The following is a 24,429-nucleotide window of genomic DNA, read 5'->3' as shown; positions in this document are numbered from 1 at the left end:
TCAGAGCAATGTGCCGAGTGGCGACTCTCGCCTTACCCGGCCTACCGCGTCGGCCCGATAAGCATAGCGCCATCGGGCCATCACTTCAGCAGCAACAATCCATATCCCACCAGCGCCGCCCAGAGCAGCATCGGCAACGAATACCAATGAAACCGCCACCAGATACGCCGATCATTTGCCATCCGCAATGCAATCAGATTCGCCAGCGATCCCGGTAACAAACCAAAACCACCGATATTGACCGCCCAGGCCAGCAACGCGATCGGCGGAACGTAGTTGAGCAATAAAATCGTGGCGGGCACATTGCTGATAAACTGCGACAGACCGAGCGCAGTCAGCCAAAGCCCCGGCGCAGAGAGCGTTTCAACATGGCGCAGTACGCCCTGTAACACCGGTAGCTGTATCAATAAATGCACGTCGATAAACATCGCCATAAACACCAGCAGTAACGTCCAGTCGACGCTCAGTACCACGCGGCGCGCCAGGACGATGAACCCTGCCGCCACAATCGCCAGCCCCCAGAGTTCCTGCTTCAGTTCAAGCGCGGTCAGAAACACGATATACAACCCAAGGCAGCTCCACACCAGGCGCGGTTGCCACTCAGGGGCGCGCGTACCGGTATGGTACTGCAACGCCTTCCCCGGAAAACAAAGGCCGCACAGCACCAACAGCGTCAGCATCATCACGGCGGCAAGCGGCGCCATCTGCCAGACAAAAGCCGCAAATGAGAGACCGGAACGCCCCCACAACAAAATATTTTGCGGATTGCCAATCGGCGTGAGCAGCGAACCGGCGTTGACCGCCAGCGCCTCAAAGATAATCAGCCGGTTTACCGGAATCGCACACAGTCTTTTCAGGGTAATGGTCAGCGGAACGACGATAAACAGCGCCACATCGTTGGTCAGGAACGTTGACAGCACCGCTGCCGCCAGCACCATAAACATTGCCAGACGGCGTTCCGTTTTAAAACGACGAACCATTCTGCGGCCCAGCACATCAAAATATCCGCTCAGCTCAACGCCTTTGGTCAGCAGCATCAAACCGCTCAGCGTAATAATGGTGTGCCAGTCAATTGCACCCGGCCAGGTGCGGGGGGGTAAACGGGACGAACAGGCTGAGTCCGGCCCCGACAAGGAGTAATAACAGCAGGAAACGATCGCGTCTTAATGCCCGCAGAAAAGGAAAACTCATTCAGAAGGCGTTCCGTGCTTTTGCGTAAACAGGCGGAAAGCCTCAAGCGTTTCCTGGCTTACATGGTGCTCCATCCCTTCCGCATCGCGGCGTGCGATTTCCGGGCTGACGCCCAGCACCAGTAAAAAGTTTTCCACGATCTGGTGGCGTTCACGGCTTTCCTGCGCCAGCTTCTCGCCTTCTGCGGTCAGGAATACCCCGCGCCAGGGGATCATTTCGATAAGCCCTACCGACGCCAGACGCTTGAGCATCTTGGCGACCGTCGGCTGGGAAACGCCAAGTCGCGCCGCCATATCAACCTGACGCGCTTCACCGACCTCGATAATTAAATCGGAAATCAGCTCAACGTAGTCATCAATCAGTTCACGGCGATGCGCTTCCCTGACCTGGCGGAACCCTTCGACGTGTTCTTCGACATTCACTAATTGCGTCACTTTTTTTGTTGTTGGCGTACCTGCGCGACGACTCATTCTGCTTCCTCGTTACTGTGACGCGTTAATTGCATCTGGCTGGAGTGGGCCCATTGTAAACCAGAGTTGCACAGGCTCAAAAATTTAACGTTTTAGCAATAGCTATATAATATAGCCTGTGCTATATCTGTATGTAATGCAGGCATCCCTCACGGATCGATGGGATCGTAAAGTCAGGAGGTTTCTATGAACGAATTTAAGAGGTGTATGCGCGTGTTTAGCCACTCTCCCTTTAAAGTACGGTTAATGCTGCTGTCCATGCTGTGTGACATGATCAACGGCAAACCCGAGCAGGATCAGCCCTCGTCAAAATAACGCGGCGTCGCGGTACGCCGCTCCATTTTGACGCCATCTTCTCGCATCAAGGCGCGCTCTGCGCTGTGTTTTATCTCAATACCCTTTCTTTTTGTCGGTTTTGCTGCCCCCTTCGCAAAACATTTTCCTTGTAGTAGTTGACCTTCTTATACACACGCTCTATCGTTGCGCAGCCCTGCATATATTGCGGCTCGCAGATGCGGACCCCATCCCCTCTTCACGCACTTTCCGGCAGGTATTGACCCTTAACGCCAGGGTGAGCACATGGCGTTTTTGCAATAGTGGCATATGAATTTAACCCTCAAAGACTCGCTTATTGCCCGCAGCAGGGCCATTAGCCCGTGGACTGGCTTCTACTTTTTACAGTCGCTGCTGATTAACCTCGCGTCGGGCTACCCGTTTAGCCTGTTCTATACAGCGGCCTTTACCTGCCTATTGCTGTTGCTCTGGCGCACCGCGCCGCGCGCGCAAAAGGTGTTGTTCGGGCTATGCTCGCTGATCGCCGCCATGTATTTTCCGTTCGGCCAGGCCTACGGCTCGCCAAACTTTAATACGCTGCTGGCGCTGCATTCGACCAATGTGGAAGAGTCCACCGAAATCCTGACCATCTTCCCGTGGTACAACTATCTGGTAGGCCTCTTTATCTTTGCGCTGGGCGTGATTGCCGTTCGCCGTAAGCAAGAGACGGAGAAAAAAGCCTGGCGCATTGTGGACAGCGTGTGTCTGCTGTTCAGCGTCATCGCCTTCTTTGTCGCGCCGGTGCAAAACCTGGCGTGGGGCGGCGTGTTTAAATTAAAAGACACCGGCTACCCGGTTTTTCGCTTCGTGAAGGATGTCATCGTCAACAACAATGAGGTGATTGAGGAGCAAGAGCGGATGGCGAAGCTGTCCGGGATGAAAGATACCTGGACGGTCACTGCGGTTAAGCCCCGATACCATACCTACGTGGTGGTGATCGGTGAAAGCGCGCGGCGTGACGCAATGGGCGCATTCGGCGGTCACTGGGATAACACCCCGTTCGCCAGTACCGCCAACGGTTATTTTTTCATGGATTACGTTGCCGCCAGCGGCTCAACGCAAAAATCGCTCGGTTTAACGCTCAACCGCGTGGTCGACAACAAGCCGCAATTCCAGGATAACTTTGTGACGCTGGCCAACCGTGCCGGTTTCCAGACCTGGTGGTTCTCGAATCAGGGGCAAATCGGCGAATACGATACGGCTATCGCCAGCATCGCGAAACGTGCCGATGAAGCGCACTTCCTGAAAAGCGGAGACTTCGAAGCTGACAAGAATACGCGTGACGATGCGCTGTTAAAAATGACCGCTCAGGTACTGGAGACAGAACGCACGCAGCCGCAGTTAATCGTGCTGCACCTGATGGGCTCGCACCCGCAGGCCTGCGATCGCACGCAGGGAAAATACGACGTTTTCGTGCAGTCGAAAGAGACCTCTTGCTACCTGTACACCATGACCCAAACGGACGCGTTGCTGGGAAAACTGTACGCGCAGTTGCGTAACAGCGGCGACAGCTTCTCTATGGTCTACTTCTCGGATCATGGCCTCGCATTTAAAGAGCGCGGGAAAGAGGTGCAGTATCTGGCGCATGACGACAGGTATCAGCAGAATTTTCAGGTGCCGTTTATGGTACTTTCCAGCGATGACAAAGCGCATCGCGTGATTAAAGCGCGCCGCTCGGCAAATGATTTCTTAGGCTTTTTCTCGCAATGGACGGGGATCAGCGCGAAAGAGATTAAAACCAAATACCGTTTTATCTCTGAGCAGAAAGCCGGACCGGTCTTCATCACCAACTTCAAGTTGCAGAAGGTGGATTACAACCATCTGGGTACGGATATTTTTAGTACCAAACAGCGCTAACCTGTAGTCCTGATAATGTTGTAGGCCTGATAAGACGCCTCAGCGTCGCCATCAGGCATTGCCGGATGGCGGCATAAATACCTTATCCGGCCTACACATCAGACAAAAAAAATCCGCCCCTCGGGGCGGATTTTTCATATCACCGAAGTGATTAGAAGCGGTAACCAACACCGGCGATCCAGGTGCCGACGTCCACGTTACGGATACGGCTCTGCTCATAAGAGAAGTCCAGCGCAACGTTTTCGATCGGGTTGAACTGCAAACCGGCACCGTAGGAGAAACCGTAGTCGCTGGTGTCGTGTTTGTCAGCCGGGGTGGCAGCAGTCTGGAATTTACCGTAACCCACACCAACAACACCGTAGATGCTTGCCCAGTCGTTCAGACGGTAAGCAGGACCGGCGGTGAGGCCGTAGTACTGAGTTTTGTTGTAATCGCCAGCACCGTTAGTACGATCTTTTTCTGTGTAGGTGAAGGAACCGATTACGCCCAGCGGGTTGTTGTCCTGCTCGTAGCGATACTTCAGGTTAAAACCGTTCATTTTGTTCGCTGCGCCCTGAGCATCGCTCTGAGCGTAACCACCCGTAACGGTAGAAGTAGCAGCTACAGCAGTACCTGCGGAAATAGCCAGAACAGCGGCCAGTGCTGAAAGACATGCAATTTTTTTCATAACCACCTCAAATGTGCTTCAAGTAAATCCTAAGTTATAAATATATCAAAAATTGATGAGAAACTCTTTGCGATTCGCGATGTCTAACGGGTCTTTTCGTGTAACAGAACATTTCCATAACCCGCTATCTCTTTCAAATAACATCACTTTTCCGGTGAAGCGCACCATTATTACGCGCACAATATGGTACATTCATCCAGATAATTCCTAATTACGCAGTTTATTAATCCATCAATTCATCGATATTTTACGGATTCTCCGGGATTTTTTTTCAACGAATACTCAACCGTCAGAGGTTATTTCTATTACACTGCCTTTTTTACTTCTATTGACATTAATTGACAGGAGAAAGGATGCCGGGGTCGTCACGTAAGCCAGTCTGGCTGCCTATTTTGGTTTTGCTCATTGCGATGTCCTCTATTCAGAGCGGAGCCTCGCTGGCGAAATCGCTGTTCCCTCTCGTCGGGGCGCCGGGCGTTACCGCACTGCGTCTGGCACTAGGCACGCTAATCCTGATTGCGTTCTTTAAGCCCTGGCGTCTGCGCTTTGCCAGAGAACAGCGGCTGCCGCTCCTGTTTTACGGTCTGTCGCTTGGCGGGATGAACTACCTGTTTTACCTGTCGATTCAGACGGTGCCGCTCGGCATCGCCGTTGCGCTGGAGTTCACCGGGCCGCTGGCGGTCGCGCTGTTCTCGTCCAGACGGCCTGTCGATTTCATCTGGGTTGTGCTGGCCGTGCTTGGACTCTGGTTCCTGTTGCCGCTTGGTCAGGGCGTATCGCATGTTGATTTAACGGGTGCCGCGCTGGCGCTCGGCGCAGGCGCCTGCTGGGCTATCTATATTCTGACCGGGCAGCGGGCGGGTGAAGAACACGGCCCCGCGACCGTGGCAGTAGGCTCGCTCATTGCGGCGATCGTTTTCGTTCCGGTTGGCGCACTACAGGCGGGAGAAGCATTATGGCACTGGTCGATTCTCCCACTGGGTCTGGCTGTCGCCGTGCTGTCAACGGCGCTGCCCTACTCGCTGGAAATGATCGCGCTGACGCGACTGCCCACGCGAACGTTTGGGACGCTGATGAGCATGGAGCCCGCGCTGGCTGCCGTTTCGGGGATGATTTTCCTGGGAGAAACGCTGACGCTGGTGCAGCTTCTGGCCCTGGCCGCCATCATTGCCGCCTCGATGGGGTCCACGCTCACCATCCGGCGAGAAACGAAAATTCAGCAAGTCGACATTAATTAACGTTACAATTCTGCATGATTTGCATAATCATGCAGAATATTGCTTTTATCCTTCTCATTATTATTATCTCCGCTATTTTTCTGCTGTCTGCAAACCTATTTATGTTTATCGCTCATAGTGAATGAGAATTATTAACATGCTGACGCTTAATTTAATAACATATTGATTTTTAATCGTTTTCAATATTAAACACTTTCTGCGCTATTAAAGTGATAGGCACAGACAGAAAAGCAAAATGAAAAACCGGTGCTATACTTAGTTTCGTTAATTACCTGGGACACAAAACATCAAGAGGATATGAGATTATGAGTACCGCTAAACTGGTAAAAACGAAAGCGTCTAATCTGCTTTATACCCGCAACGATGTATCAGACAGCGATAAGAAAGCGACGGTTGAGTTGCTGAATCGTCAGGTGATCCAGTTCATTGACCTGTCACTGATCACTAAGCAGGCTCACTGGAATATGCGCGGTGCTAACTTTATTGCCGTACATGAGATGCTGGATGGCTTCCGTACAGCGCTGACCGACCACCTTGATACCATGGCAGAACGTGCCGTACAGCTGGGTGGCGTGGCATTAGGGACAACGCAAGTGATTAACAGCAAAACACCGCTGAAAAGCTACCCGCTGGATATCCATAGCGTTCAGGATCACCTGAAAGAGCTGGCGGATCGTTACTCTGTTGTCGCCAATGACGTCCGTAAAGCCATCAGCGAAGCCAAAGACGAAGACACTGCTGATATCTTTACCGCTGCTTCCCGCGACCTCGATAAATTCCTGTGGTTCATCGAAGCCAACATCGAATAAGCAGCATGATAAGTAAGACCTATGAACCCTCGCTTCGGCGGGGGTTTTGCACTTTTATAGTGCATCAAATTTCTTCCGCCCCGCCGTAAAGTAAAATATTTGTAATAATCACCTCACACAATCGTTAACGAGAGATTGTTTTAGCAACAATTTTTGCGCTAAATAGTCATACCGTTTGCACCCGATTCGGTCTGCACTAAATCAGTGCCCCAAAACGGTGCAATCCGTCAGTTTTGCCACGCTTATTGTGCATTAAAATGAAACGCCTTCTTTTTAAAACAATGAGTTGCATAATTGGCACGATTCTTTCATTACGCCATATGTTCTCGCAGGGGATCGCCCCGTGGATATAAAAGGAAATGCTATGAAGTCTGTATTAAAAGTTTCACTGGCTGCACTTACCCTGGCTTTTGCGGTGTCTTCTCACGCCGCGGATAAGAAACTCGTCGTGGCAACCGACACGGCGTTCGTTCCGTTTGAATTCAAACAGGGCGACAAATACGTTGGCTTTGATGTGGATCTGTGGGCCGCTGTCGCGAAAGAGCTGAATCTGGACTACACCCTGAAACCGATGGATTTCAGCGGCATCATCCCGGCGTTGCAAACCAAAAACGTCGACCTGGCGCTGGCAGGCATCACGATCACCGACGAACGTAAAAAAGCGATCGACTTCTCTGACGGCTATTACAAAAGCGGTCTGTTGGTCATGGTGAAAGCCAATAACAACGATGTGAAAAGCGTGAAAGACCTCGACGGCAAAGTGGTTGCGGTGAAGAGCGGCACCGGTTCTGTCGATTACGCGAAAGCAAACATCAAAACCAAAGATCTGCGTCAGTTCCCGAACATCGATAACGCCTACATGGAACTGGGCACCAACCGCGCAGACGCCGTTCTGCACGATACGCCAAACATCCTCTATTTCATCAAAACCGCGGGCAATGGTCAGTTCAAAGCGGTAGGTGAGTCTCTGGAAGCGCAGCAATACGGCATCGCCTTCCCGAAAGGCAGCGACGAACTGCGTGAGAAAGTGAACGGCGCGCTGAAAACGTTGCGTGAAAACGGCACCTATAACGAAATCTACAAAAAATGGTTCGGTACTGAACCTAAATAATAACGCTGTATTTTAGCTCGTTACGCCCGGTGGCGCTTGCGCTTACCGGGCGTACAGGCCTTTGAGTATTTTCACCACGGTAACAGGAACAATTTATGGAGTTTGACTGGAGTGCCATCTGGCCCGCCATCCCGCTGTTGATTGAAGGCGCCAAAATGACCCTGTGGATTTCAATCCTTGGTCTGGCTGGCGGCCTGGTCATCGGGCTGCTTGCGGGTTTTGCGCGCACCTTTGGTGGTTGGATCGCCAACCACGTTGCGCTGGTCTTTATCGAAGTGATTCGCGGTACGCCTATCGTTGTGCAGGTGATGTTTATCTACTTCGCGCTGCCGATGGCGTTTAACGATCTGCGAATTGATCCCTTCAGCGCTGCCGTTATCACCATCATGATTAACTCGGGCGCGTACATTGCAGAAATCACGCGCGGTGCGGTGCTGTCTATCCACAAAGGTTTTCGCGAAGCGGGCCTGGCGTTAGGGCTGTCTCGCGGCGAAACCATTCGCCACGTTATTTTACCGCTCGCGCTGCGCCGTATGCTGCCGCCGCTCGGTAATCAGTGGATTATCAGCATCAAAGATACCTCGCTGTTTATTGTTATCGGCGTCGCTGAACTGACTCGTCAGGGGCAGGAAATCATCGCCGGTAACTTCCGCGCGCTGGAAATCTGGAGTGCCGTTGCGGTGTTCTATCTGATCATTACGCTGGTGCTGAGTTTCATTCTGCGTCGTCTGGAAAGAAGGATGAAAATCCTGTGATTGAATTTAAAAACGTCTCCAAGCATTTTGGGCCAACCCAGGTGCTGCACAATATTGATCTGAACATCAAACAGGGTGAAGTGGTGGTCATCATCGGGCCATCCGGCTCCGGGAAGTCCACTCTGCTGCGCTGCATCAACAAACTGGAAGAGATCACGTCCGGCGAGTTGATTGTTGATGGTCTGAAAGTGAACGATCCGAAGGTGGATGAGCGGTTAATCCGTCAGGAAGCCGGCATGGTGTTCCAGCAGTTCTATCTCTTCCCGCATCTGACGGCGCTGGAAAACGTCATGTTCGGGCCGCTGCGCGTGCGCGGCGCGAAGAAAGAAGATGCCGAAAAGCAGGCCAAAGAGTTATTAGCGAAAGTCGGGCTGGCAGAGCGTGCGCATCACTACCCTTCCGAACTTTCCGGCGGTCAGCAGCAGCGTGTGGCGATTGCCCGCGCGCTGGCGGTGAAGCCGAAAATGATGCTGTTTGATGAACCGACCTCCGCGCTGGACCCGGAACTGCGTCACGAAGTGCTGAAAGTCATGCAGGATCTGGCGGAAGAAGGGATGACAATGGTCATTGTGACCCACGAAATCGGCTTTGCCGAGAAAGTGGCCTCCCGTCTGATCTTCATCGATAAAGGGCGCATTGCGGAAGACGGTAATCCGCAAACCCTGATTGAAAATCCACCCAGCCAGCGTTTGCAGGAGTTCTTGCAGCACGTTTCCTGAGGCACGCCCCTCCCTTCCGCCCGGAAGGGAGGGTTTCCCCGGAATCCTCCCATTTCAAATCCCTCCCCTTTAAGCATCTATACTTATCTTTTTGCTTATATTTCTCACAGGAGGAGTCATGCGGCGGATCCTGTTCATCCTCTTTTTACTGCTGGGCGCCCCCGCGCATGCGGTCGCGATCCCCGGCGTCACAACGGACGCCTCAGGCAGTCAGGAGGCCGCGCCTGCGGCTGAACCCGATGTCGAACAAAAGAAAGCCGCCTACGCGGCGCTGGCGGATGTGCTGGAGAACGAGACCTCTCGCAAGGAGCTCATCGACCAGCTACGAAAAGTCGCCGCCACGCCGCCGCCAGAGCCCGTCCCCACGATAACGCCGCCCACGGTTACGGAAGAAAAAACGGTGCTGGAGAACGTAACCGACATCAGCCGGCGTTACGGAGAAGCCCTCTCCGGGCGCTTTGCCCAGCTTTATCGTAACATCACCGACTCGCCGCATAAGCCGTTTAACACGCAGGCATTTACCAATGCCCTGACCCACTTCCTGATGCTGGCAGCCTCGGTGTTTGTCTTTTACTGGCTGATACGACTTTGCGCACTGCCGCTGTATCGCAAAATGGGTCAGTGGGCGCGCAAAAAAAATCGCGACCGCAGCAACTGGCTACAGCTTCCCGCAATGATTATCGGCGCATTTATCATCGATCTGCTCCTGCTGGCGCTGACCCTGTTTGTCGGGCAGATACTGAGCGACAGAATGAACGCCGGCAGCCGAACCATCGCCTTTCAACAAAGTCTGTTCCTGAACGCGTTTGCCCTGATTGAGTTTTTCAAAGCCATTCTGCGTCTGATCTTTTGCCCTAACGTAGCGGAGTTGCGTCCGTTCACGATTCAGGACGCCAGCGCGCGCTACTGGAATCGCCGTCTGAGTTCGCTCAGTAGCCTGATCGGCTATGGTCTGATCGTCGCCGTGCCGATTATCTCCAACCAGGTCAACGTCCAGGTCGGCGCGATGGCGAACGTCATCATCATGTTGTGCATTACGCTGTGGGCGCTGTATCTGATCTTCAAAAACAAAAAAGAGATCACCCAACATCTGCTGAATCTCGCGGAACGGTCGCTGGCCTTTTTCAGTCTGTTTATTCGCGCCTTCGCGCTGGTGTGGCACTGGCTGGCCAGCGCCTATTTTATCGTGCTGTTTTTCTTCTCATTGTTCGACCCGGGCAACAGCCTGAAGTTTATGATGGGCGCGACGGTACGCAGCCTGCTCATTATCGGTGTCGCCGCGTTTGTTTCCGGCATGTTCTCACGCTGGATAGCCAAAACCATTACGCTGTCGCCCCCTACGCAGCGCAACTACCCTGAGCTGCAAAAACGGCTGAACGGCTGGCTGTCAACCGCCCTGAAAGCCGCGCGAATCCTGACGGTTTGCGTGGCGATCATGCTGTTGCTCAACGCCTGGGGGTTATTCGACTTCTGGAACTGGCTGCACAACGGCGCGGGAGAGAAAACCGTCGATATTCTGATCCGCATTGCGCTGATCCTCTTTTTCTCTGCGGTCGGATGGACCATCCTCGCCAGCCTGATCGAGAACCGCCTGGCATCAGATATTCACGGCCGCCCCTTGCCCAGCGCGCGTACCCGAACCCTGCTTACGCTGTTTCGTAACGCCCTGGCGGTGATCATCAGTACAATCACTATCATGATCGTGCTGTCGGAGATTGGCGTGAACATTGCCCCCTTACTGGCCGGCGCCGGGGCGCTGGGGCTGGCGATTTCGTTCGGTTCGCAAACGCTGGTGAAAGATATAATTACCGGCGTATTCATCCAGTTTGAAAATGGGATGAATACCGGCGATCTGGTGACTATCGGCCCGCTGACCGGTACGGTGGAGCGAATGTCGATTCGCTCGGTAGGCGTGCGTCAGGATACCGGGGCGTACCACATTATTCCGTGGTCTTCGATTACCACCTTCGCGAACTTTGTGCGCGGCATTGGTTCGGTCGTGGCTAACTATGACGTGGATCGCCATGAAGATGCGGATAAAGCCAATCAGGCATTGAAGGACGCGGTGGCTGCGGTGATGGAGACGGAAGATATTCGCGGGTTGATTATCGGAGAACCGTCATTCTCCGGGATCGTCGGGCTGACCAATACCGCTTTTACGCTGCGGGTCTCCTTTACCACCTTGCCCTTAAAACAGTGGACGGTACGCTTCGCGCTCGACAGCCAGGTGAAAAAACATTTCGATCTGGCGGGCGTTCGCGCGCCGGTGCAAACGTATCAGGTACTGCCCGCACCGACGACCCGTCAGGCGCCAGCGACAGACCCCCTGCCGCCGAGCGAACCCACGCTTTAGCGCTTACGCGCCATAAAACGGCGACGCTGATCGTCATCCATAAAGGTCCAGGCAATAAAGCGGCTCTGCTTTTGCCCCTGGGCCATCTCCTTTTTGACCACTTTTACCGCCCCGACGTCCGTCAGCGCGCGGTACAGCGGCGGCAAATTTTCGCCGCGCGACACTAACGTGGTGAACCACATCACCTGGCGGCCAAAGGCCTGGCTTTCCGCGATCATCGTTTTGATAAACGCCACTTCCCCGCCTTCGCACCAGAGTTCCTGCTGCTGGCCGCCAAAATTCAGGGCATCGTTTTTATCCTGCCCCAGATTGCGACGTTTGCGCTCACTTCCCGCACGGGCAGAAGCCGCCGAATCGTGGAACGGCGGATTGCACAGCGTGGCGTCATACTGTTCATTCTTATGAATGATGCCGTTGAAGATTGCCGCAGGATCTTTCTGCCGACGCAGACGAATCGATCGGGTTAATCCTGGGTTGCCGCTGATGATCGCCTGGGCGCTGGCCAGCGCCTGCGCATGGACTTCGCTGCCGGTAAAGCGCCAGCCGTATTCATGCACGCCGATAAGCGGGTAAATGCAGTTCGCTCCTGTCCCCACATCCAGCACGCTCGCATCCGCCGGAATCGCGCCTGTGGTTTCGCCCAGCAGATCCGCCAGATGGTGAATATAATCGGCGCGGCCTGGCACCGGCGGGCACAGAAAGCCTTCGGGAATATCCCAGTTTGCCACCTGATAGAAATACGCCAGCAGCGCTTTATTGAGCGCCTTGACTGCCAGAGGATTCGCGAAATCAACGCTTTGCTCACCCGCAGGCGTACGGGTAAGAAATTGCGCCAGTTCTGGCGTGACCTGGCATAACGTCGCGAGATCGTAACGATGATGATGGCGATTACGTGGGTGCAATCCCGGTTTCTGGGCAGACATGGCATTCTCCTTTTAGCAGCGGCGTAAGATACTCGCATAACGCAACGTGGTAAACAAACCTGACGGAGAAAGCCCGCTTATACCGCAAACGAACACGGGTCGCTCCGCAGGCTTAGCGACAAAATCCTGGAAAATCAACAATCTGTATGTCATTGATTTGTCAATATTCGTCAAAAAATATCGTTCAAAAAACAAGCACATCATAATCAATTTTTTGCGTTAATTTTGCGTCATCAACGTCCTAAACTTATGAGGCACCACCTGTTGTTTCTAAGAGGATGCCGTTATGAAAAAATGCCTCACCGTACTGGCTGCTGCTCTGCTCACTGGCATGAGTTTTAGTGCATTCGCCGCGCAGCCGCTTAGCAGCTCAGAAGCAGGCCAGCTCAGACCCGCCGGGACCGTCTCAGCAACGGGCGCGACGACGCTGAGCGAACTTGAAAATAAACTGGCAGAAAAAGCGCGTGAACAAGGCGCCAAAGGTTTTGTCGTCAATTCTGCCGGTGGCGATAACCAAATGTATGGCACTGCCACTATCTACAAATAACCCCCTACCAGGTAACTGCATTCCCACCGAATGCAGTTTTCCTTAGCATGGAAAACGTCCCCCCGTCTTTTTCATTCGCTGACGTTTTTCGCTGACTGATATACCGGCCTGCTTCTGCGCTATTGACTGTACGATTTTTGACCCCATATTCACTACACTTACCGTGTGGAATAAAGGGGGAGGAACAGGTATATGGCATCCGGGTGGGCGAACGACGACGCCGTTAATGAACAAATCAACAATACCATTGAAGATGCTGTCGCCCGCGCTCGCGGCGAAATTCCTCAAGGCGAAAGCCTGTATGAGTGTGAAGAGTGCGGCGATCCTATCCCGGAAGCGCGGCGTAAAGCCGTTCCGGGAGTAAGGCTATGCATTGCCTGCCAGCAGGAGAAAGATTTACATAACGCAACATTCTCAGGATATAATCGCAGAGGATCGAAAGACAGCCAGTTACGCTAACTTTTCTTTACGTAAAACAACAGCGTAAGCATGTTCTTTTACTCTCATGCTTTTTCACCTTCTGCGTGGCAAAATGTGCCGTTACTCTCTCTTCTGTAAAGTGAAACGGCAAGAAGCGTAAATCCATGTTTTGAATTTATTAATAATCAATAAGTTATTTGTCATTCAAATTATTTGATGGATGACGTCAATTCTATTCGATTTTATCTCCCGCAAAAAACCGTGATACTTATCACATCGACGGAATAACGTCTTACTACACAAGAATAACCTGCGAGAGATTAATCATGAAAAATATCAAATATGCTGTTGCTGCTATCGCTCTGTCTACCCTGTCATTTGGCGTTTTCGCTGCCGAGCCGGTAACGGCTTCCCAGGCGCAAAGCATGAATAAAATCGGTGTTGTTTCTGCGGAAGGCGCCACCACTCTGGATGGCCTGGAAGCGAAACTGGCTGAGAAAGCGGCAGCTGCCGGCGCAACCGGTTATAGCATCACTTCCGCAACCAACAACAACAAAATGAGCGGCACTGCTGTTATCTACAAATAATTTCACGCGTTTCTGTTATACCCGTCTGTTTGCCGACAGACACACTGCTCCAACCCTCATTGAACCTGTGTTACCCTTGTTCGCCCGTCCGCCACTGGACGGGCTTTTTTTTGCCTGACGTTTAAAAATGCTGCGCTACCCGCGCAAGCCCTTCCGTTAACGTCGCCGCTTCTCCCGTAGCCACCAGGCAGCACGCCATCTGAATTTTCAGGGAAGCCGGTATCGGCTCGCTTCCCGCCAGGCAGCGCTCAATCCAGCGGGCGGTGGTTTCCGGGTCTTTTGCCGCAGGCAGCGGCACCGGCTCGTCGGGCATCTCGCTCTGGCGATCCTGAAGCACCTGCACGCCGGAACGGTCGATCAGGCTGATTTGCGGGCAACGCTGTGGATTGGCATACACCTCCCCTTCCGTGCCGTGCATCAGCAAACCGCGCCCGCCGATGTCGGCAAAAAATTTCGCGACGCGCGGAACGTACTCCGGGTGCGAGACGCTGGACAACCGCAAGGCGGCATCTTCCGCAAACGGCGTCGCTAACTTCGCCAGCGTGTGCGCGCTGTTACGCACGCCCAGCCGCCAGCGCATTGCCAGCTGTTTTTCCAGCGGTGGACACAGCGTACCGACAGGAATAAACACCGGCTCGTGCCCATCCAGCTTCGCCTGAGCCTGACCGGCGTGCAGCGTCGGCGCAATCCCCATCAGTTCGAAAATGGTCTCCGTCAGTACGCGCGTCGGATCTTCGCTTACGCCATGTACCACCACCGGAAAGCCCAGTTTATGCAGCAGAATCGCCAGCAACGGCGTCAGGTTCGCCTGTTTGCGCGCCCCGTTGTAGCTGGGGATGACAATCGGCATCGGTTTGGCGACCGGCGGCGTAAGCGTAATCGTGTGGTTTTGCATGGCTTCATAAAAGCCCAGCATCTCCGCTTCGCCTTCCCCTTTAATACGCAACGCGATCAACACGCCGCCCATTTCCAGTTCGGGCACATCGCCATTCAACATATGGGTATACAGGCCGCGCGCGGTATCCTGATCCAGGTCGCGGGCATGATTTTTACCTCGACCGACCTCTTTGATGATTTTGCGATAATCCATGACATTCTCCACTGCGACATTTTTTTAACAATATAGCCCCTCTGGAGACCCGGCCGTTAGTTTTTTATCTCAGCCATCAATCACCTGTTTTTGTAGTAATTATTAAAACGCAAGCATTAGTTCAAATATTTGTGATTTTTATACACGATTCTAATCCGTAAACAATCTGATTAAATATCCGGCGAAGAGTTATTGAGGGTCCACGGTGAAAACGTTCAGGCTGGTTTTCACCACTTATACACCAGGATTTATGATGAACAAGGTTGCTTTAGGTTTATTCATCGCTGCAACAGTAGGATGTTCCGCATCCGCATTTGCGGCAACAAATGGCGAAGGTCAGATTAACTTTACGGGTGAAATCATTGACTCCGCTTGTCAGGTCGTTAATGGGTTAAGTAACCCGCTAAATGTCGAGTTGGGCAGAGTGTCTAAAACCGTATTTTCTGGCGCAGGCTCTACCAGCACACCAACGAAATTCGATATTCAGCTAAAAGACTGCCCGGAAACGGTGACCTCTGCCGCCATTAATTTTGGCGGTACGCCGGATACGGATAACAGCACGACCCTGGCATTAACGCCAGACACGGAGACGGCTACCGGTGTGGCAATTCAGTTGCTCGACTCGTCAGAGCAACCCGTCAGCTTATATACCCCTTCCCGTCAATATCCACTGACGGCAGGAAGCACGGTAAACGATCTGGAATTTGCAGCGCGTTATATTCAGACTCAGGCTGCCGTTACGGCCGGCCCGGCAAATTCCGTATCTACCTTTACCGTTATCTATAACTGATATTATCCATCCGAAGATATTAGCCCTTTCTTCAGGGCTAATATCTTTTATTCATGCTGAGAAATATTTATGCGTCACGGTTATTTACTGAGCACTCTTTTTCTGGTAGCAGCGACAGCGCATGCTGGCGTTATTATTAACGGCACCCGTCTTGTTTACCAGGGAGACAAAAAGGAATCCTCGCTTGGTCTTTCAAACCCAGATTCAACGGACTATCTGGTACAATCCTGGGTCGATTCCGGCAGTAAAAATCCGGGCAACACCCCCTTTCTGATTACGCCGCCGCTGTTTCGCCTGAATGCGAAAGAAGACAACGTTCTGCGGGTTATTCGCACAGGTGGCAATCTGCCCGAGGATCGTGAATCGCTGTACTGGCTGAATATCAAGGCTATTCCATCCTCAAAACACGTTGAGGGGGTAAATACCCTGCAAATCGCGATCAACACGCGTATTAAATTATTGTATCGCCCATCCTCCGTGAAAGGTAAGCCAGAAGAGGTTGCTGACAAACTGGAATGGTATCGTGAAGGTCACGATCTGGTCGTCAATAACCCGACGCCGTTTTATATGAATTTCCAGAGCGTGATGATTAATGGTCATAAAATCAGTAAAGCGACCTGGGCAGTACCTGAAACGGCAACCCACATGGCTCTGCCCGCCAATACTGACGGTAACACCGTGACCTATTCCATTATTACTGATTACGGCAGCATCAGCCGAACCTGGTCTAAGCCTGTCCATTAAGATAACGGCGCACAGGCAACTAAAATAATCATGTACCGCGATAAAAAGCCATTTTCCTGCAAATTATTCACACTGCTGCCCCTGTTATGTGGCCTGGCAGTGTTCTGTTTTGCGCAGCAAACGCGGGCAGATGATTATTTTAACCCGGCGCTCCTGGATATTGATAATCCCCGACAGGAAAAAACCGATTTATCGGTATATGAAAAAGGTCCAGGACAAGCACCAGGAAAATACCAGGTATCAATCTTTATTGATAATAATAAAGTCGACACCCGCGATGTCACATTTAAATTACAGAAAGATGTTAAGGGCAACCGTTCACTCCAGCCCTGTTTCAGCCTGGATGATTTAAAGAGTCTCGGCATTAAAACGAAGGCGTTTCCGAGGCTCATGGCACAAGGAAAATGCGCAGATTTAAGCGCCATTCCCGCCGCCTCCGCCACGTTTCGCGTGCGCAACCAGCAGCTATTGCTCAGTATTCCCCAGTCAGCGCTGGGCCAGATTCCGCGCGGTTATATCGACCCAAAAACGTTCGATGAAGGCATTACCGCCGGTCTACTGAACTACAGCGCCAACGCCAGTCAGAGCGACGCCCGCCGACAGGGTGAACAGGATAATAGCAGCCAGTATGTCAACCTGCGTCCCGGGTTCAACATCGGCGCCTGGCGCGTGCGCAATTACTCAACCTGGAATCGTAACATCACGGGCCATGACGAACAGCAGAAATTCTCGTCTGTTTATACCTACGCGCAGCGCGATATCGTGGCGATGAAAAGCGATCTCACGGTAGGGCAAAGCACCTCTCCGGCGGACGTGTTCGACAGCGTGCCTTATACCGGCATACAACTCAATTCCGACAGCGACATGCTGCCGGATAGCGAAAAAGGCTATGCGCCGATTATCCGTGGCACCGCACACAGTAACGCCCTGGTGATGGTTCGTCAGAACGGCTACGTCATTTATCAGAACACCGTAGCGCCAGGCGCATTTGAAATTAACGATCTCTACCCGACGGGCAGCAGCGGCGACTTGCAGGTCACCGTCAAAGAGACGGACGGCAGCGAAAGCCATTTCGTGGTGCCCTATGCCTCCGTACCCGTGTTGCAGCGTGAAAAAAATCTGCGCTACAGCGTAACTGCCGGTCGCTATCGCGCCTATGACAAAGACGTCGAGCAAACTCCATTTGCTCAGGGGAGCGCAATCTATGGCCTACCTTATAGTTTTACCGCCTATGGCGGCGTACAGCAAAGCCGCCATTACCAGTCGCAGGCGATCGGCACCGGGAAAAACCTGGGGGATTTAGGCGCGTTTTCTGTCGACGTCACGCGGGCCAAAGCATTGCTGAAACAGCAGCAGGCCAGCACGGGGCAGTCATGGCGCGTGCGTTACAGCAAAGATTTTGCAGGCGCAGGCACCAACTTTTCCCTGGCCGGGTATCGCTATAACAGTAAGGGTTTTTACACCCTGGAAGACACAATGGAGTCCTATACCCGCGCCAGCGACTGGTCCGCCCCGCAGCAGCGCCGCGCGCGTACCGAAGCCACTGTCGATCAGACGCTCGGCGAAAGCTGGGGGTCTTTTACGCTGAGTCTGGTCAAAGAGACCTACTGGAGCCAGCGCCAGGATATGACCTCCATGAGCCTCAGCTACAACAACAGCTGGCATGGCGTGAGCTATAGCCTGAGTTACAGCATGAACAAAAACACCAGCGACAGCGATGAAAACGGTGAGTCCGTTACCCATGACAACCAGTTCGCGCTGAGCGTTTCGGTTCCACTCGACCACTGGATGCACAACACCTGGGCGACGTACAACCTGAACAACAGTCAAGACGGCGCCACGCAAAACATTGGCCTTAACGGTACTGCTCTGGCCGAAGACAACCTGAACTGGAATATCCAGGAAGGCGTGAGCAATACCGGAAGCGGCAACTCAACCAGTATGAATGCCGATTACAAAGGAACCTATGGCGAAGTGAGCGGCGGCGTCAGCCAGGACAGCCATCAACGGAGCGTTAATATGGGTCTGCAAGGCGGCGTTGTGGCGCACGCCAACGGCATCACTCTGACGCAACCGCTCGGTGAAACCATCGCGCTGGTGAAAGCACCGGGAACACATAGCACACACATTACCAATCAGACCGGCGTCAAAACCGATTTTCGCGGCTATACCGTTGTGCCATTTGTATCAGCCTACCGCCACAACACGATTGCCCTGGACACAGAAACACTGCCAGACGATGCCGACGTAACCCATGCCGCGCGAATAGTAACCCCAACGCGCGGCGCGGTAGTCCGCGCCAGTTTTAACACCCGCGTGGGCAGCAGGGTTTTAATGATGCTCACGCAAAACGGTAAGCCGTTGCCCTTTGGCGCAACCGTCACCACCGACGATAAAGACAGCGAGTTTATTGTTGGCAACGGCGGTCAGACTTATCTCTCCGGTTTACCTCAGCACGGAACGCTCTTCGTGTCGTGGGGTCAGGATGCCAGCGAACACTGCATCGCAGAGTACACGCTAACGGATGAGAGACATAAAACCAGCATCATTAACGCTGCCGCGCAGTGTCATTGATTCACCATGCAGACTCAACATTATGCAAATGATTAAACAGTGTTTTTTCCTCCTGATTTTGGCCAGCGCAGCCTTGTTTATGCCGCATGCAAAGGCGGCCTGCACAACGCCGGATATGCCCAAAATGATCAATGTGGCATCTGTTTCCGTACCGACGACGCTGGCGATTGGTGAGACCATTCCAGGAACAGAGCAAACCGTACACGTTGCCGGACAGTGCGATCAAAGTATTGATAGCGGTCTGGAAATTGTCTCCTGCTATTACGGAACAGGCGCTGAGATACCAGGCCTGAGAGGGGTGTACGACTCTGGGGTGCCCGGCGTTGGCATCGCGCTGATGAACGAGCAAGGCCAGCGGATCAGCGGCGCAGGCGGCGTACAGTGCGATTCACGCGGCACGCCGATCGGTTATGTATCCAGCGATGGGCAGCAGTCATTTAACTTCAACGTCACGCTTGAGCTGGTGAAAACCGGCAGTGACGTGACCTCCGGTACACTGGTGCAGGCGCAAACAGAGTTTGGGATTGGCGTGTTTGGTCACGAAGGTATCGGGAGTCCTAACCACATTGCCTATGCCGGCAATGTGGATCTTGAAACCGTAACCTGCTCCGTGTTACCGAAAAACCTGACCGTCAATCTGGGCGACTTTCCGATCAGTGATTTTATGGGAGTAGGCACCCTCTCGATGCCAGCACAGAATTTTAACGTTACGGTCAACTGTAATTCCACCGTACAGCCTGAAGTGAAGATCACCAGTGCGAATGGCTACGAATCGGGTTTTGCCGGCGTGATGAAGCTGACTCAGCAAAGTGGGATGGCGACCGGCGTCGGCGTCAGAATGCTGTTTGATGGCAATATCGCCACCTTCGACAACTACGTCAACACGCAAAGCGAGGCAAAAGCCAACGAAACGCTGGATATTCCGTTCCAGGTCCGCTATGAGCAAATCAGCGACGACGTTACGCCAGGCCCGGCAAATACCGTCGCCACGATTACGCTGGCCTATAAGTGATCGCGATGAAAAAAATGGTTTTCTTACTCACCGCAGGTCTGATGACGTATGCCTGCGCAGATGATATCCAGGTGCAAATGGTGGGTAACATCTATGCCAACACCTGCTCCGTGGACAGCGCCAGTAAAGATTTAACCGTCGATTTGGGGCAGGCGTCATCGAGTGATTTCAAAGACGTAGGCGATACCGGCGAATGGAAAGCGTTTTCCCTGGAAGTAACGCATTGCCCAAAAACACTCACGCTGGCCAACGCGTTTTTTTACGGACAGGCCGATAGCGTACACCCGACCAAATTTGCCAACAGCGGCAATGCGAAAGGGCTTGCGCTGGAGCTGGCCGATCGGCAGGACAATATTCTCATCGCCCCGCAGGCAAGCTTTAACGTGCTGATCAACCAAAGCGATCACACGGCCACTTTCCCGTTAGCCGCCCGCTATTACGCCACGTCCATGCCCGTCAGCGCGGGCTCGTTCGATAGTGTCATACAGGTCACGTTTACCTATCAGTAGGAGAGCGCCCCTTCGCACGGATGCTTTTTTTACGCCCGGCAACCACTTTTGTCGGGCGTTTTTTTACCTCCGGCACTTCCGGGCGTTCAATCGGAAATACCGGGAGCGCATTCAGCAAACGCTGCCCGTAGCTTTTGGTTAACAGACGCTTGTCGTAAATCACCACCTCTCCCCAGCAGCCGTGGCTACGAATCAAACGGCCCACCTGCTGGATCAGGTTAAACGACGCGCTTGGCAGGCTCTGCACTTCAAACGGGTAGCGATTCAGGCTTTTCAGCCACTCGCCTTCGGTGATCACCACCGGGCTGTCGATGGGAGGAAACGCAATCTTGTGAATATGCACCTGAGTCAGCAGGTCGCCTTTCAGATCCAACCCCTCGGCAAAAGATTGCAGGCCAATCAGCACGCTGCGCTCGCCGTTCGCCACCCGCTTACGGTGCAGTTCCACCAGGCGATAGCGCGGCTGATCGCCCTGAACCAGCAGCAAAAGACGCAAATCGGTCACATGCTCCAGAAAGCGCTGCATCGCCCGTCCGCTGGCAAACAAAACCAACATGCCGTGGTGTTTTTTGCTTTCCAGCGCCTGACGGAAATAGGCCGCCATCTCCGCAATATGCTGCTCTTCGTTATCAATCAACGGTTCATAGCGCATCTGCGGAATGACAATTTTACCCTGCTCCACATGATTAAAGGGGGAGTCCAGCGCCACAAAGCGATCGCCCGCTTTCTCCTTCAGGCCGCTCATCTCCTGCAAGCGCGAGAAGCTGTTAAGCGAACGCAGGGTCGCCGACGTTACAATAATATGCGGCACGCTGCGCCAGAGCAGCCTTTCAAGCTGATCGCTGACGCGAATGCCCACACAGTGGAACCAGACGTGTATCTGCCCATCGCGCGCCTCCCGCGTGGCCCACTTCGAGACCGGCGCACCGGAAGACTGCGCCAGCGACGCCAGCCGCCAGAGCTTGCTTTGCGCCTCAAACATGCCCAGCGCGCGGTTCATCTGCAAAATCACCCGGTGCAGGCGCACAATATCGTGCGAGCCGGTTTTCTCGCTGAGATCGTTAAGGAACAGCTCTGCCAGCCCACGCAGCATTTCCGTCAGCTTCGCCAGCCGCTGGCAGATCGCCATGATCTCATCCGGTAACTCGCCCATCACAAAGCGGTGCTCAGCGTCCTGCGTCGCGGGCATATACAGATTCAGGATGTTGTTGAGCGAGGTAATCAGTTCGTACAACTCTTCGCAGTGCGCATTCAGGCGCTCAGGATTCGCCAGCGGCGGCGTGGTTTTCGGGCGGAACTGTTCCAGGCAGGTCGCCACCAGCTTAGTGAACAGATCCAGTTGCAGGCGATACCAGGGGGCGGAGATCTCAGCGCTCATCTCCAGCGCGTCGCGCGCGACATCCGGCAGATGGTGGCCTTCGTCCAGCACCAGCAGAAGATTTTTCGGCTCCGGCAGCACCGCTTCGCTCTCCATCGCCGCCATCACCAGCGCATGGTTCGCCACCACCACTTCAGCTTCCTGGATTTCCCGTCGGGCGACAAAAAAAGGGCATTCGCGGTAGTAATGGCAATTGCGGTTCAGGCAACTGGCTTTATCGGTGCTCAGGCGCTTCCAGAGCGCGTCGTCAATGGCGATATCGGTATGATCGCGCAACCCGTCCCATTTGTAGCTGTCAAGATCGCCCTTTAGCCTGGCGCAGCGCTTTTGCTCTTCCTGGTTATTCGGCGTCAGTTCGTCATCCAGAAACGCGAGCAGATCCTGTTGATTCGGTTCGCTGCTGGCCAACGCCGCCAGATTACGCGGGCAAACATAGCGCCCACGACCAAACGCGGCGGTAAACTGCAAGTCAGGAATGATTTTGCGCAACAGCGGGAGATCTTTGCTGTAGATCTGATCCTGCAACGCCACGTTGGCGGTGCTCACCACCAGCGTTTTTTGTTCTTCGCGGGCAATGGCGATACCGGGAATAAGGTAAGAGAGGGTTTTCCCGACCCCGGTCGGCGCCTCAATCGCCAGATGACGCCCTTCTTCACCCGCCAGCGTTTTGGCGACATCGGCAATCATCTGCCGCTGCGGCGCACGGGGGATAAAGTCGGGGATCTGCTCCTGAAGCGCCTTATACCAGGCGGCGATTTGCGCTTTAAGCGCAGCGGTCAATGCCATGAGAAAACCTGAAATACTGTATAAACAGCCACTATTGTGGCACTTTCTGGCGCGGGTCGCAAAAAGAAAAGCCCGACCTTTCGGCCGGGCTCGCAATTAATCCGCCAGTCTGCGCGGGCGGCGCGGCGGACGCGGTTTATCGCCGCCTGGCTTACCTTCTCCGCTGCGCGGTTTGGCTTTCGGCGCCCCGCCATCATTGCGACGCGGTTGCTGGGCACGGCCTGCTCCGCCCTGTCCCTGTCCCTGACCTCGGCCGCGACTACCGCCGCCACGCTGCTGCTGGCGACCGTTCTGAATCGGCTCCGCTTTAATTGACGGGTCTGGTTCATAACCCGGCGTGGTGATGCGCGGGATCTCTTTTTTCAGCAGCTTCTCGATATCGCGCAGCAGTTTGTGTTCATCAACGCAGACCAGCGATAACGCTTCGCCGGTCGCGGCGGCACGACCGGTACGGCCGATACGGTGGACGTAATCTTCCGGGACGTTTGGCAGCTCATAGTTCACCACATGCGGCAGCTCTTCGATATCCAGCCCGCGCGCCGCGATGTCGGTTGCCACCAGGACGCGGATATCGCCGGATTTGAAATCAGCCAGTGCGCGGGTACGCGCGCCCTGAGATTTATTACCGTGGATCGCCGCACTGCGAATGCCGTCTTTATTCAGTTGTTCCGCCAGATGGTTGGCGCCGTGTTTGGTACGGGTAAAGACCAGCACCTGCTGCCAGTTGCCTTTGCCAATCATCTGCGACAACAGTTCGCGCTTGCGTTTTTTATCCACGAAATGAACGTGCTGGGTCACCTGCTCAGAAGCGGTATTACGGCGCGCCACTTCAATTTCCAGCGGGTTATGCAACAGCTTCTCAGCAAGCGCTTTAATGTCATCGGAGAATGTGGCGGAGAACAGCAGGTTCTGGCGTTTCGGCGGCAGTTTTGCCAGCACGCGGCGAATATCGTGGATAAAGCCCATGTCGAGCATACGGTCAGCTTCATCCAGCACCAGAATCTCAATCTGATCCAGCTTCACCGCGTTTTGATGTTCCAGGTCGAGCAAACGCCCCGGCGTTGCCACCAGCACGTCAACGCCGCCTCGCAGTTTCATCATCTGCGGGTTAATGCTGACGCCGCCAAACACGACCAGAGAGCGAATGTTCAGGTATTTACTGTAATCCCGGACGTTTTCGCCAATTTGCGCCGCCAGCTCACGGGTCGGCGTCAGAATCAACGCGCGTACCGGGCGACGGCCCTTCGCGTGCGGCTGCTGCGTGATCAGATGTTGTAACAGCGGCAGCGTAAAACCGGCTGTTTTACCCGTCCCCGTCTGGGCGCTGGCCATCAGGTCGCGGCCTTCCAGCACCGCAGGGATCGCCTGCTGCTGAATAGGGGTAGGTTCACGGTAACCCTGCTCGGCAATCGCGCGCAAAATATCAGGATTCAACCCAAGGGAATCAAAAGACATAACTACTCCGAACCGCCCCGACCGTTACCGGTGTAGTTTTCAGGGAGATACTCACAAGAGGGATGACAAAAACCACAATGTCATGAAGGGGCGGAGTGTAGCAGTTTTTGT

The 24,429-nt window shown here is 53.7% G+C and carries 22 protein-coding genes and 1 pseudogene; 16 read left to right on the top strand and 7 right to left on the bottom strand.

The window, feature by feature from the left end:
* Positions 1 to 80: 80 nt before the first annotated feature.
* Positions 81 to 1,191, bottom strand: a pseudogene (locus OGX81_RS06205) (anion transporter).
* The gene (gene mntR, locus OGX81_RS06200; protein WP_012133150.1) at positions 1,188 to 1,661 is read right to left on the bottom strand and encodes a manganese-binding transcriptional regulator MntR; all 474 of its coding nucleotides are present in this window, start codon (positions 1,659 to 1,661) and stop codon (positions 1,188 to 1,190) included. Before mntR ends, OGX81_RS06205 begins: the two are co-directional and overlap by 4 nt.
* A gap of 186 nt (positions 1,662 to 1,847) precedes the next feature.
* Here mntR and mntS point away from each other — a divergent pair, with 186 nt between their 5' ends.
* Positions 1,848 to 1,976 carry a manganase accumulation protein MntS gene (mntS, locus tag OGX81_RS06195; protein ID WP_047457949.1) on the top strand — a complete coding sequence of 43 codons (129 nt, stop codon included), beginning with the start codon at positions 1,848 to 1,850 and terminating at the stop codon, positions 1,974 to 1,976.
* Between the two features lie 288 nt (positions 1,977 to 2,264).
* Positions 2,265 to 3,851, top strand: a complete 1,587-nt coding sequence (locus OGX81_RS06190) for a phosphoethanolamine transferase (protein ID WP_104868881.1) — start codon at positions 2,265 to 2,267, stop codon at positions 3,849 to 3,851.
* A 151-nt stretch (positions 3,852 to 4,002) separates the two neighbouring features.
* On the opposite strand, the gene ompX is transcribed toward OGX81_RS06190, so the two are convergent.
* Positions 4,003 to 4,518, bottom strand: coding sequence for an outer membrane protein OmpX (gene ompX / locus OGX81_RS06185; protein ID WP_012133153.1), 516 nt, complete (start codon positions 4,516 to 4,518; stop codon positions 4,003 to 4,005).
* A gap of 353 nt (positions 4,519 to 4,871) precedes the next feature.
* On the opposite strand from ompX, the gene rhtA reads away from it, so the two are divergent.
* The 6 genes from rhtA to ybiO all read left to right on the top strand — a co-directional run bounded on the left by rhtA (position 4,872) and on the right by ybiO (position 11,503).
* A complete protein-coding gene (gene rhtA / locus OGX81_RS06180) occupies positions 4,872 to 5,756 on the top strand; it encodes a threonine/homoserine exporter RhtA (protein ID WP_012133156.1) in 885 nt (294 codons plus the stop codon).
* 305 nt (positions 5,757 to 6,061) lie between these two features.
* Entirely contained in the window at positions 6,062 to 6,565 is a 504-nt protein-coding gene (gene dps / locus OGX81_RS06175) for a DNA starvation/stationary phase protection protein Dps (protein ID WP_012133159.1), read from the top strand.
* Positions 6,566 to 6,929: 364 nt separating this feature from the next.
* Positions 6,930 to 7,676 (top strand): glutamine ABC transporter substrate-binding protein GlnH, encoded by a 747-nt coding sequence (glnH, locus tag OGX81_RS06170; protein ID WP_012133160.1) that lies wholly within the window; start codon positions 6,930 to 6,932, stop codon positions 7,674 to 7,676.
* Positions 7,677 to 7,771: 95 nt separating this feature from the next.
* Positions 7,772 to 8,431 carry a glutamine ABC transporter permease GlnP gene (gene glnP / locus OGX81_RS06165; protein ID WP_286487534.1) on the top strand — a complete coding sequence of 220 codons (660 nt, stop codon included), beginning with the start codon at positions 7,772 to 7,774 and terminating at the stop codon, positions 8,429 to 8,431.
* Positions 8,428 to 9,150, top strand: a complete 723-nt coding sequence (gene glnQ / locus OGX81_RS06160) for a glutamine ABC transporter ATP-binding protein GlnQ (RefSeq protein ID WP_012133163.1) — start codon at positions 8,428 to 8,430, stop codon at positions 9,148 to 9,150. Before glnP ends, glnQ begins: the two co-directional genes overlap by 4 nt.
* A gap of 118 nt (positions 9,151 to 9,268) precedes the next feature.
* On the top strand, positions 9,269 to 11,503 hold the full coding sequence (gene ybiO, locus OGX81_RS06155) for a mechanosensitive channel protein (protein WP_187305268.1): 2,235 nt from the start codon (positions 9,269 to 9,271) through the stop codon (positions 11,501 to 11,503).
* Here the strand turns inward: ybiO and rlmF are convergent.
* Positions 11,500 to 12,426: a 23S rRNA (adenine(1618)-N(6))-methyltransferase RlmF gene (gene rlmF, locus OGX81_RS06150; RefSeq protein WP_047457955.1), complete on the bottom strand. Its 927-nt coding sequence runs from the start codon at positions 12,424 to 12,426 to the stop codon at positions 11,500 to 11,502. The two genes, ybiO and rlmF, sit on opposite strands and share 4 nt — an antisense overlap.
* A gap of 286 nt (positions 12,427 to 12,712) precedes the next feature.
* On the opposite strand from rlmF, the gene mcbA reads away from it, so the two are divergent.
* From mcbA to ybiJ, 3 genes are all read left to right on the top strand, one after another.
* Positions 12,713 to 12,973 carry a DUF1471 family periplasmic protein McbA gene (gene mcbA, locus OGX81_RS06145; RefSeq protein WP_012133167.1) on the top strand — a complete coding sequence of 87 codons (261 nt, stop codon included), beginning with the start codon at positions 12,713 to 12,715 and terminating at the stop codon, positions 12,971 to 12,973.
* 192 nt (positions 12,974 to 13,165) lie between these two features.
* The gene (locus OGX81_RS06140; protein ID WP_047457957.1) at positions 13,166 to 13,432 is read left to right on the top strand and encodes a DksA/TraR family C4-type zinc finger protein; all 267 of its coding nucleotides are present in this window, start codon (positions 13,166 to 13,168) and stop codon (positions 13,430 to 13,432) included.
* Between the two features lie 287 nt (positions 13,433 to 13,719).
* The gene (gene ybiJ, locus OGX81_RS06135; RefSeq protein ID WP_012133170.1) at positions 13,720 to 13,980 is read left to right on the top strand and encodes a DUF1471 family protein YbiJ; all 261 of its coding nucleotides are present in this window, start codon (positions 13,720 to 13,722) and stop codon (positions 13,978 to 13,980) included.
* 121 nt (positions 13,981 to 14,101) lie between these two features.
* On the opposite strand, the gene ybiB is transcribed toward ybiJ, so the two are convergent.
* Positions 14,102 to 15,070, bottom strand: a complete 969-nt coding sequence (ybiB, locus tag OGX81_RS06130; protein WP_012133171.1) for a DNA-binding protein YbiB — start codon at positions 15,068 to 15,070, stop codon at positions 14,102 to 14,104.
* Positions 15,071 to 15,323: 253 nt separating this feature from the next.
* On the opposite strand from ybiB, the gene OGX81_RS06125 reads away from it, so the two are divergent.
* The 5 genes from OGX81_RS06125 (at position 15,324) to OGX81_RS06105 (ending at position 20,699) form a co-directional block, all read left to right on the top strand.
* Positions 15,324 to 15,860 carry a fimbrial protein gene (locus OGX81_RS06125; protein WP_047457960.1) on the top strand — a complete coding sequence of 179 codons (537 nt, stop codon included), beginning with the start codon at positions 15,324 to 15,326 and terminating at the stop codon, positions 15,858 to 15,860.
* A gap of 69 nt (positions 15,861 to 15,929) precedes the next feature.
* Positions 15,930 to 16,604: a fimbrial biogenesis chaperone gene (locus tag OGX81_RS06120; protein ID WP_104868883.1), complete on the top strand. Its 675-nt coding sequence runs from the start codon at positions 15,930 to 15,932 to the stop codon at positions 16,602 to 16,604.
* 30 nt (positions 16,605 to 16,634) lie between these two features.
* Positions 16,635 to 19,178, top strand: a complete 2,544-nt coding sequence (locus tag OGX81_RS06115; RefSeq protein ID WP_146209153.1) for a fimbria/pilus outer membrane usher protein — start codon at positions 16,635 to 16,637, stop codon at positions 19,176 to 19,178.
* A gap of 22 nt (positions 19,179 to 19,200) precedes the next feature.
* Positions 19,201 to 20,190: a fimbrial protein gene (locus OGX81_RS06110; RefSeq protein WP_049011137.1), complete on the top strand. Its 990-nt coding sequence runs from the start codon at positions 19,201 to 19,203 to the stop codon at positions 20,188 to 20,190.
* Between the two features lie 5 nt (positions 20,191 to 20,195).
* Positions 20,196 to 20,699 carry a fimbrial protein gene (locus tag OGX81_RS06105; protein ID WP_104869153.1) on the top strand — a complete coding sequence of 168 codons (504 nt, stop codon included), beginning with the start codon at positions 20,196 to 20,198 and terminating at the stop codon, positions 20,697 to 20,699.
* Here OGX81_RS06105 and dinG read toward each other — a convergent pair.
* Complete coding sequence (gene dinG / locus OGX81_RS06100; RefSeq protein ID WP_104868884.1) at positions 20,686 to 22,863, bottom strand: ATP-dependent DNA helicase DinG; 2,178 nt, start codon at positions 22,861 to 22,863, stop codon at positions 20,686 to 20,688. The genes OGX81_RS06105 and dinG overlap by 14 nt on opposite strands.
* Positions 22,864 to 22,959: 96 nt before the next feature.
* Positions 22,960 to 24,318: an ATP-dependent RNA helicase RhlE gene (gene rhlE, locus OGX81_RS06095; protein ID WP_104868885.1), complete on the bottom strand. Its 1,359-nt coding sequence runs from the start codon at positions 24,316 to 24,318 to the stop codon at positions 22,960 to 22,962.
* Positions 24,319 to 24,429: the final 111 nt, after the last annotated feature.

Source organism: Citrobacter sp. CK206 (assembly GCF_030333125.1).
GTDB lineage: Bacteria > Pseudomonadota > Gammaproteobacteria > Enterobacterales > Enterobacteriaceae > Citrobacter_B > Citrobacter_B koseri.
The sequence above is the reverse complement of the archived record's forward strand: the minus strand, read 5'-3'. Positions and strand labels throughout refer to the sequence as shown.

Excerpts from the sequence above, each read along its gene's own strand:
- mntR (WP_012133150.1), bottom strand. The coding sequence starts at position 1,661 with ATGAGTCGTCGCGCAGGTACGCCAACAACAAAAAAAGTGACGCAATTA.
- mntS (WP_047457949.1), top strand. The coding sequence starts at position 1,848 with ATGAACGAATTTAAGAGGTGTATGCGCGTGTTTAGCCACTCTCCCTTT.
- OGX81_RS06190 (WP_104868881.1), top strand. The coding sequence starts at position 2,265 with ATGAATTTAACCCTCAAAGACTCGCTTATTGCCCGCAGCAGGGCCATT.
- ompX (WP_012133153.1), bottom strand. The coding sequence starts at position 4,518 with ATGAAAAAAATTGCATGTCTTTCAGCACTGGCCGCTGTTCTGGCTATT.
- rhtA (WP_012133156.1), top strand. The coding sequence starts at position 4,872 with ATGCCGGGGTCGTCACGTAAGCCAGTCTGGCTGCCTATTTTGGTTTTG.
- dps (WP_012133159.1), top strand. The coding sequence starts at position 6,062 with ATGAGTACCGCTAAACTGGTAAAAACGAAAGCGTCTAATCTGCTTTAT.
- glnH (WP_012133160.1), top strand. The coding sequence starts at position 6,930 with ATGAAGTCTGTATTAAAAGTTTCACTGGCTGCACTTACCCTGGCTTTT.
- glnP (WP_286487534.1), top strand. The coding sequence starts at position 7,772 with ATGGAGTTTGACTGGAGTGCCATCTGGCCCGCCATCCCGCTGTTGATT.
- ybiO (WP_187305268.1), top strand. The coding sequence starts at position 9,269 with ATGCGGCGGATCCTGTTCATCCTCTTTTTACTGCTGGGCGCCCCCGCG.
- rlmF (WP_047457955.1), bottom strand. The coding sequence starts at position 12,426 with ATGTCTGCCCAGAAACCGGGATTGCACCCACGTAATCGCCATCATCAT.
- mcbA (WP_012133167.1), top strand. The coding sequence starts at position 12,713 with ATGAAAAAATGCCTCACCGTACTGGCTGCTGCTCTGCTCACTGGCATG.
- OGX81_RS06140 (WP_047457957.1), top strand. The coding sequence starts at position 13,166 with ATGGCATCCGGGTGGGCGAACGACGACGCCGTTAATGAACAAATCAAC.
- ybiJ (WP_012133170.1), top strand. The coding sequence starts at position 13,720 with ATGAAAAATATCAAATATGCTGTTGCTGCTATCGCTCTGTCTACCCTG.
- ybiB (WP_012133171.1), bottom strand. The coding sequence starts at position 15,070 with ATGGATTATCGCAAAATCATCAAAGAGGTCGGTCGAGGTAAAAATCAT.
- OGX81_RS06125 (WP_047457960.1), top strand. The coding sequence starts at position 15,324 with ATGAACAAGGTTGCTTTAGGTTTATTCATCGCTGCAACAGTAGGATGT.
- OGX81_RS06120 (WP_104868883.1), top strand. The coding sequence starts at position 15,930 with ATGCGTCACGGTTATTTACTGAGCACTCTTTTTCTGGTAGCAGCGACA.
- OGX81_RS06115 (WP_146209153.1), top strand. The coding sequence starts at position 16,635 with ATGTACCGCGATAAAAAGCCATTTTCCTGCAAATTATTCACACTGCTG.
- OGX81_RS06110 (WP_049011137.1), top strand. The coding sequence starts at position 19,201 with ATGCAAATGATTAAACAGTGTTTTTTCCTCCTGATTTTGGCCAGCGCA.
- OGX81_RS06105 (WP_104869153.1), top strand. The coding sequence starts at position 20,196 with ATGAAAAAAATGGTTTTCTTACTCACCGCAGGTCTGATGACGTATGCC.
- dinG (WP_104868884.1), bottom strand. The coding sequence starts at position 22,863 with ATGGCATTGACCGCTGCGCTTAAAGCGCAAATCGCCGCCTGGTATAAG.
- rhlE (WP_104868885.1), bottom strand. The coding sequence starts at position 24,318 with ATGTCTTTTGATTCCCTTGGGTTGAATCCTGATATTTTGCGCGCGATT.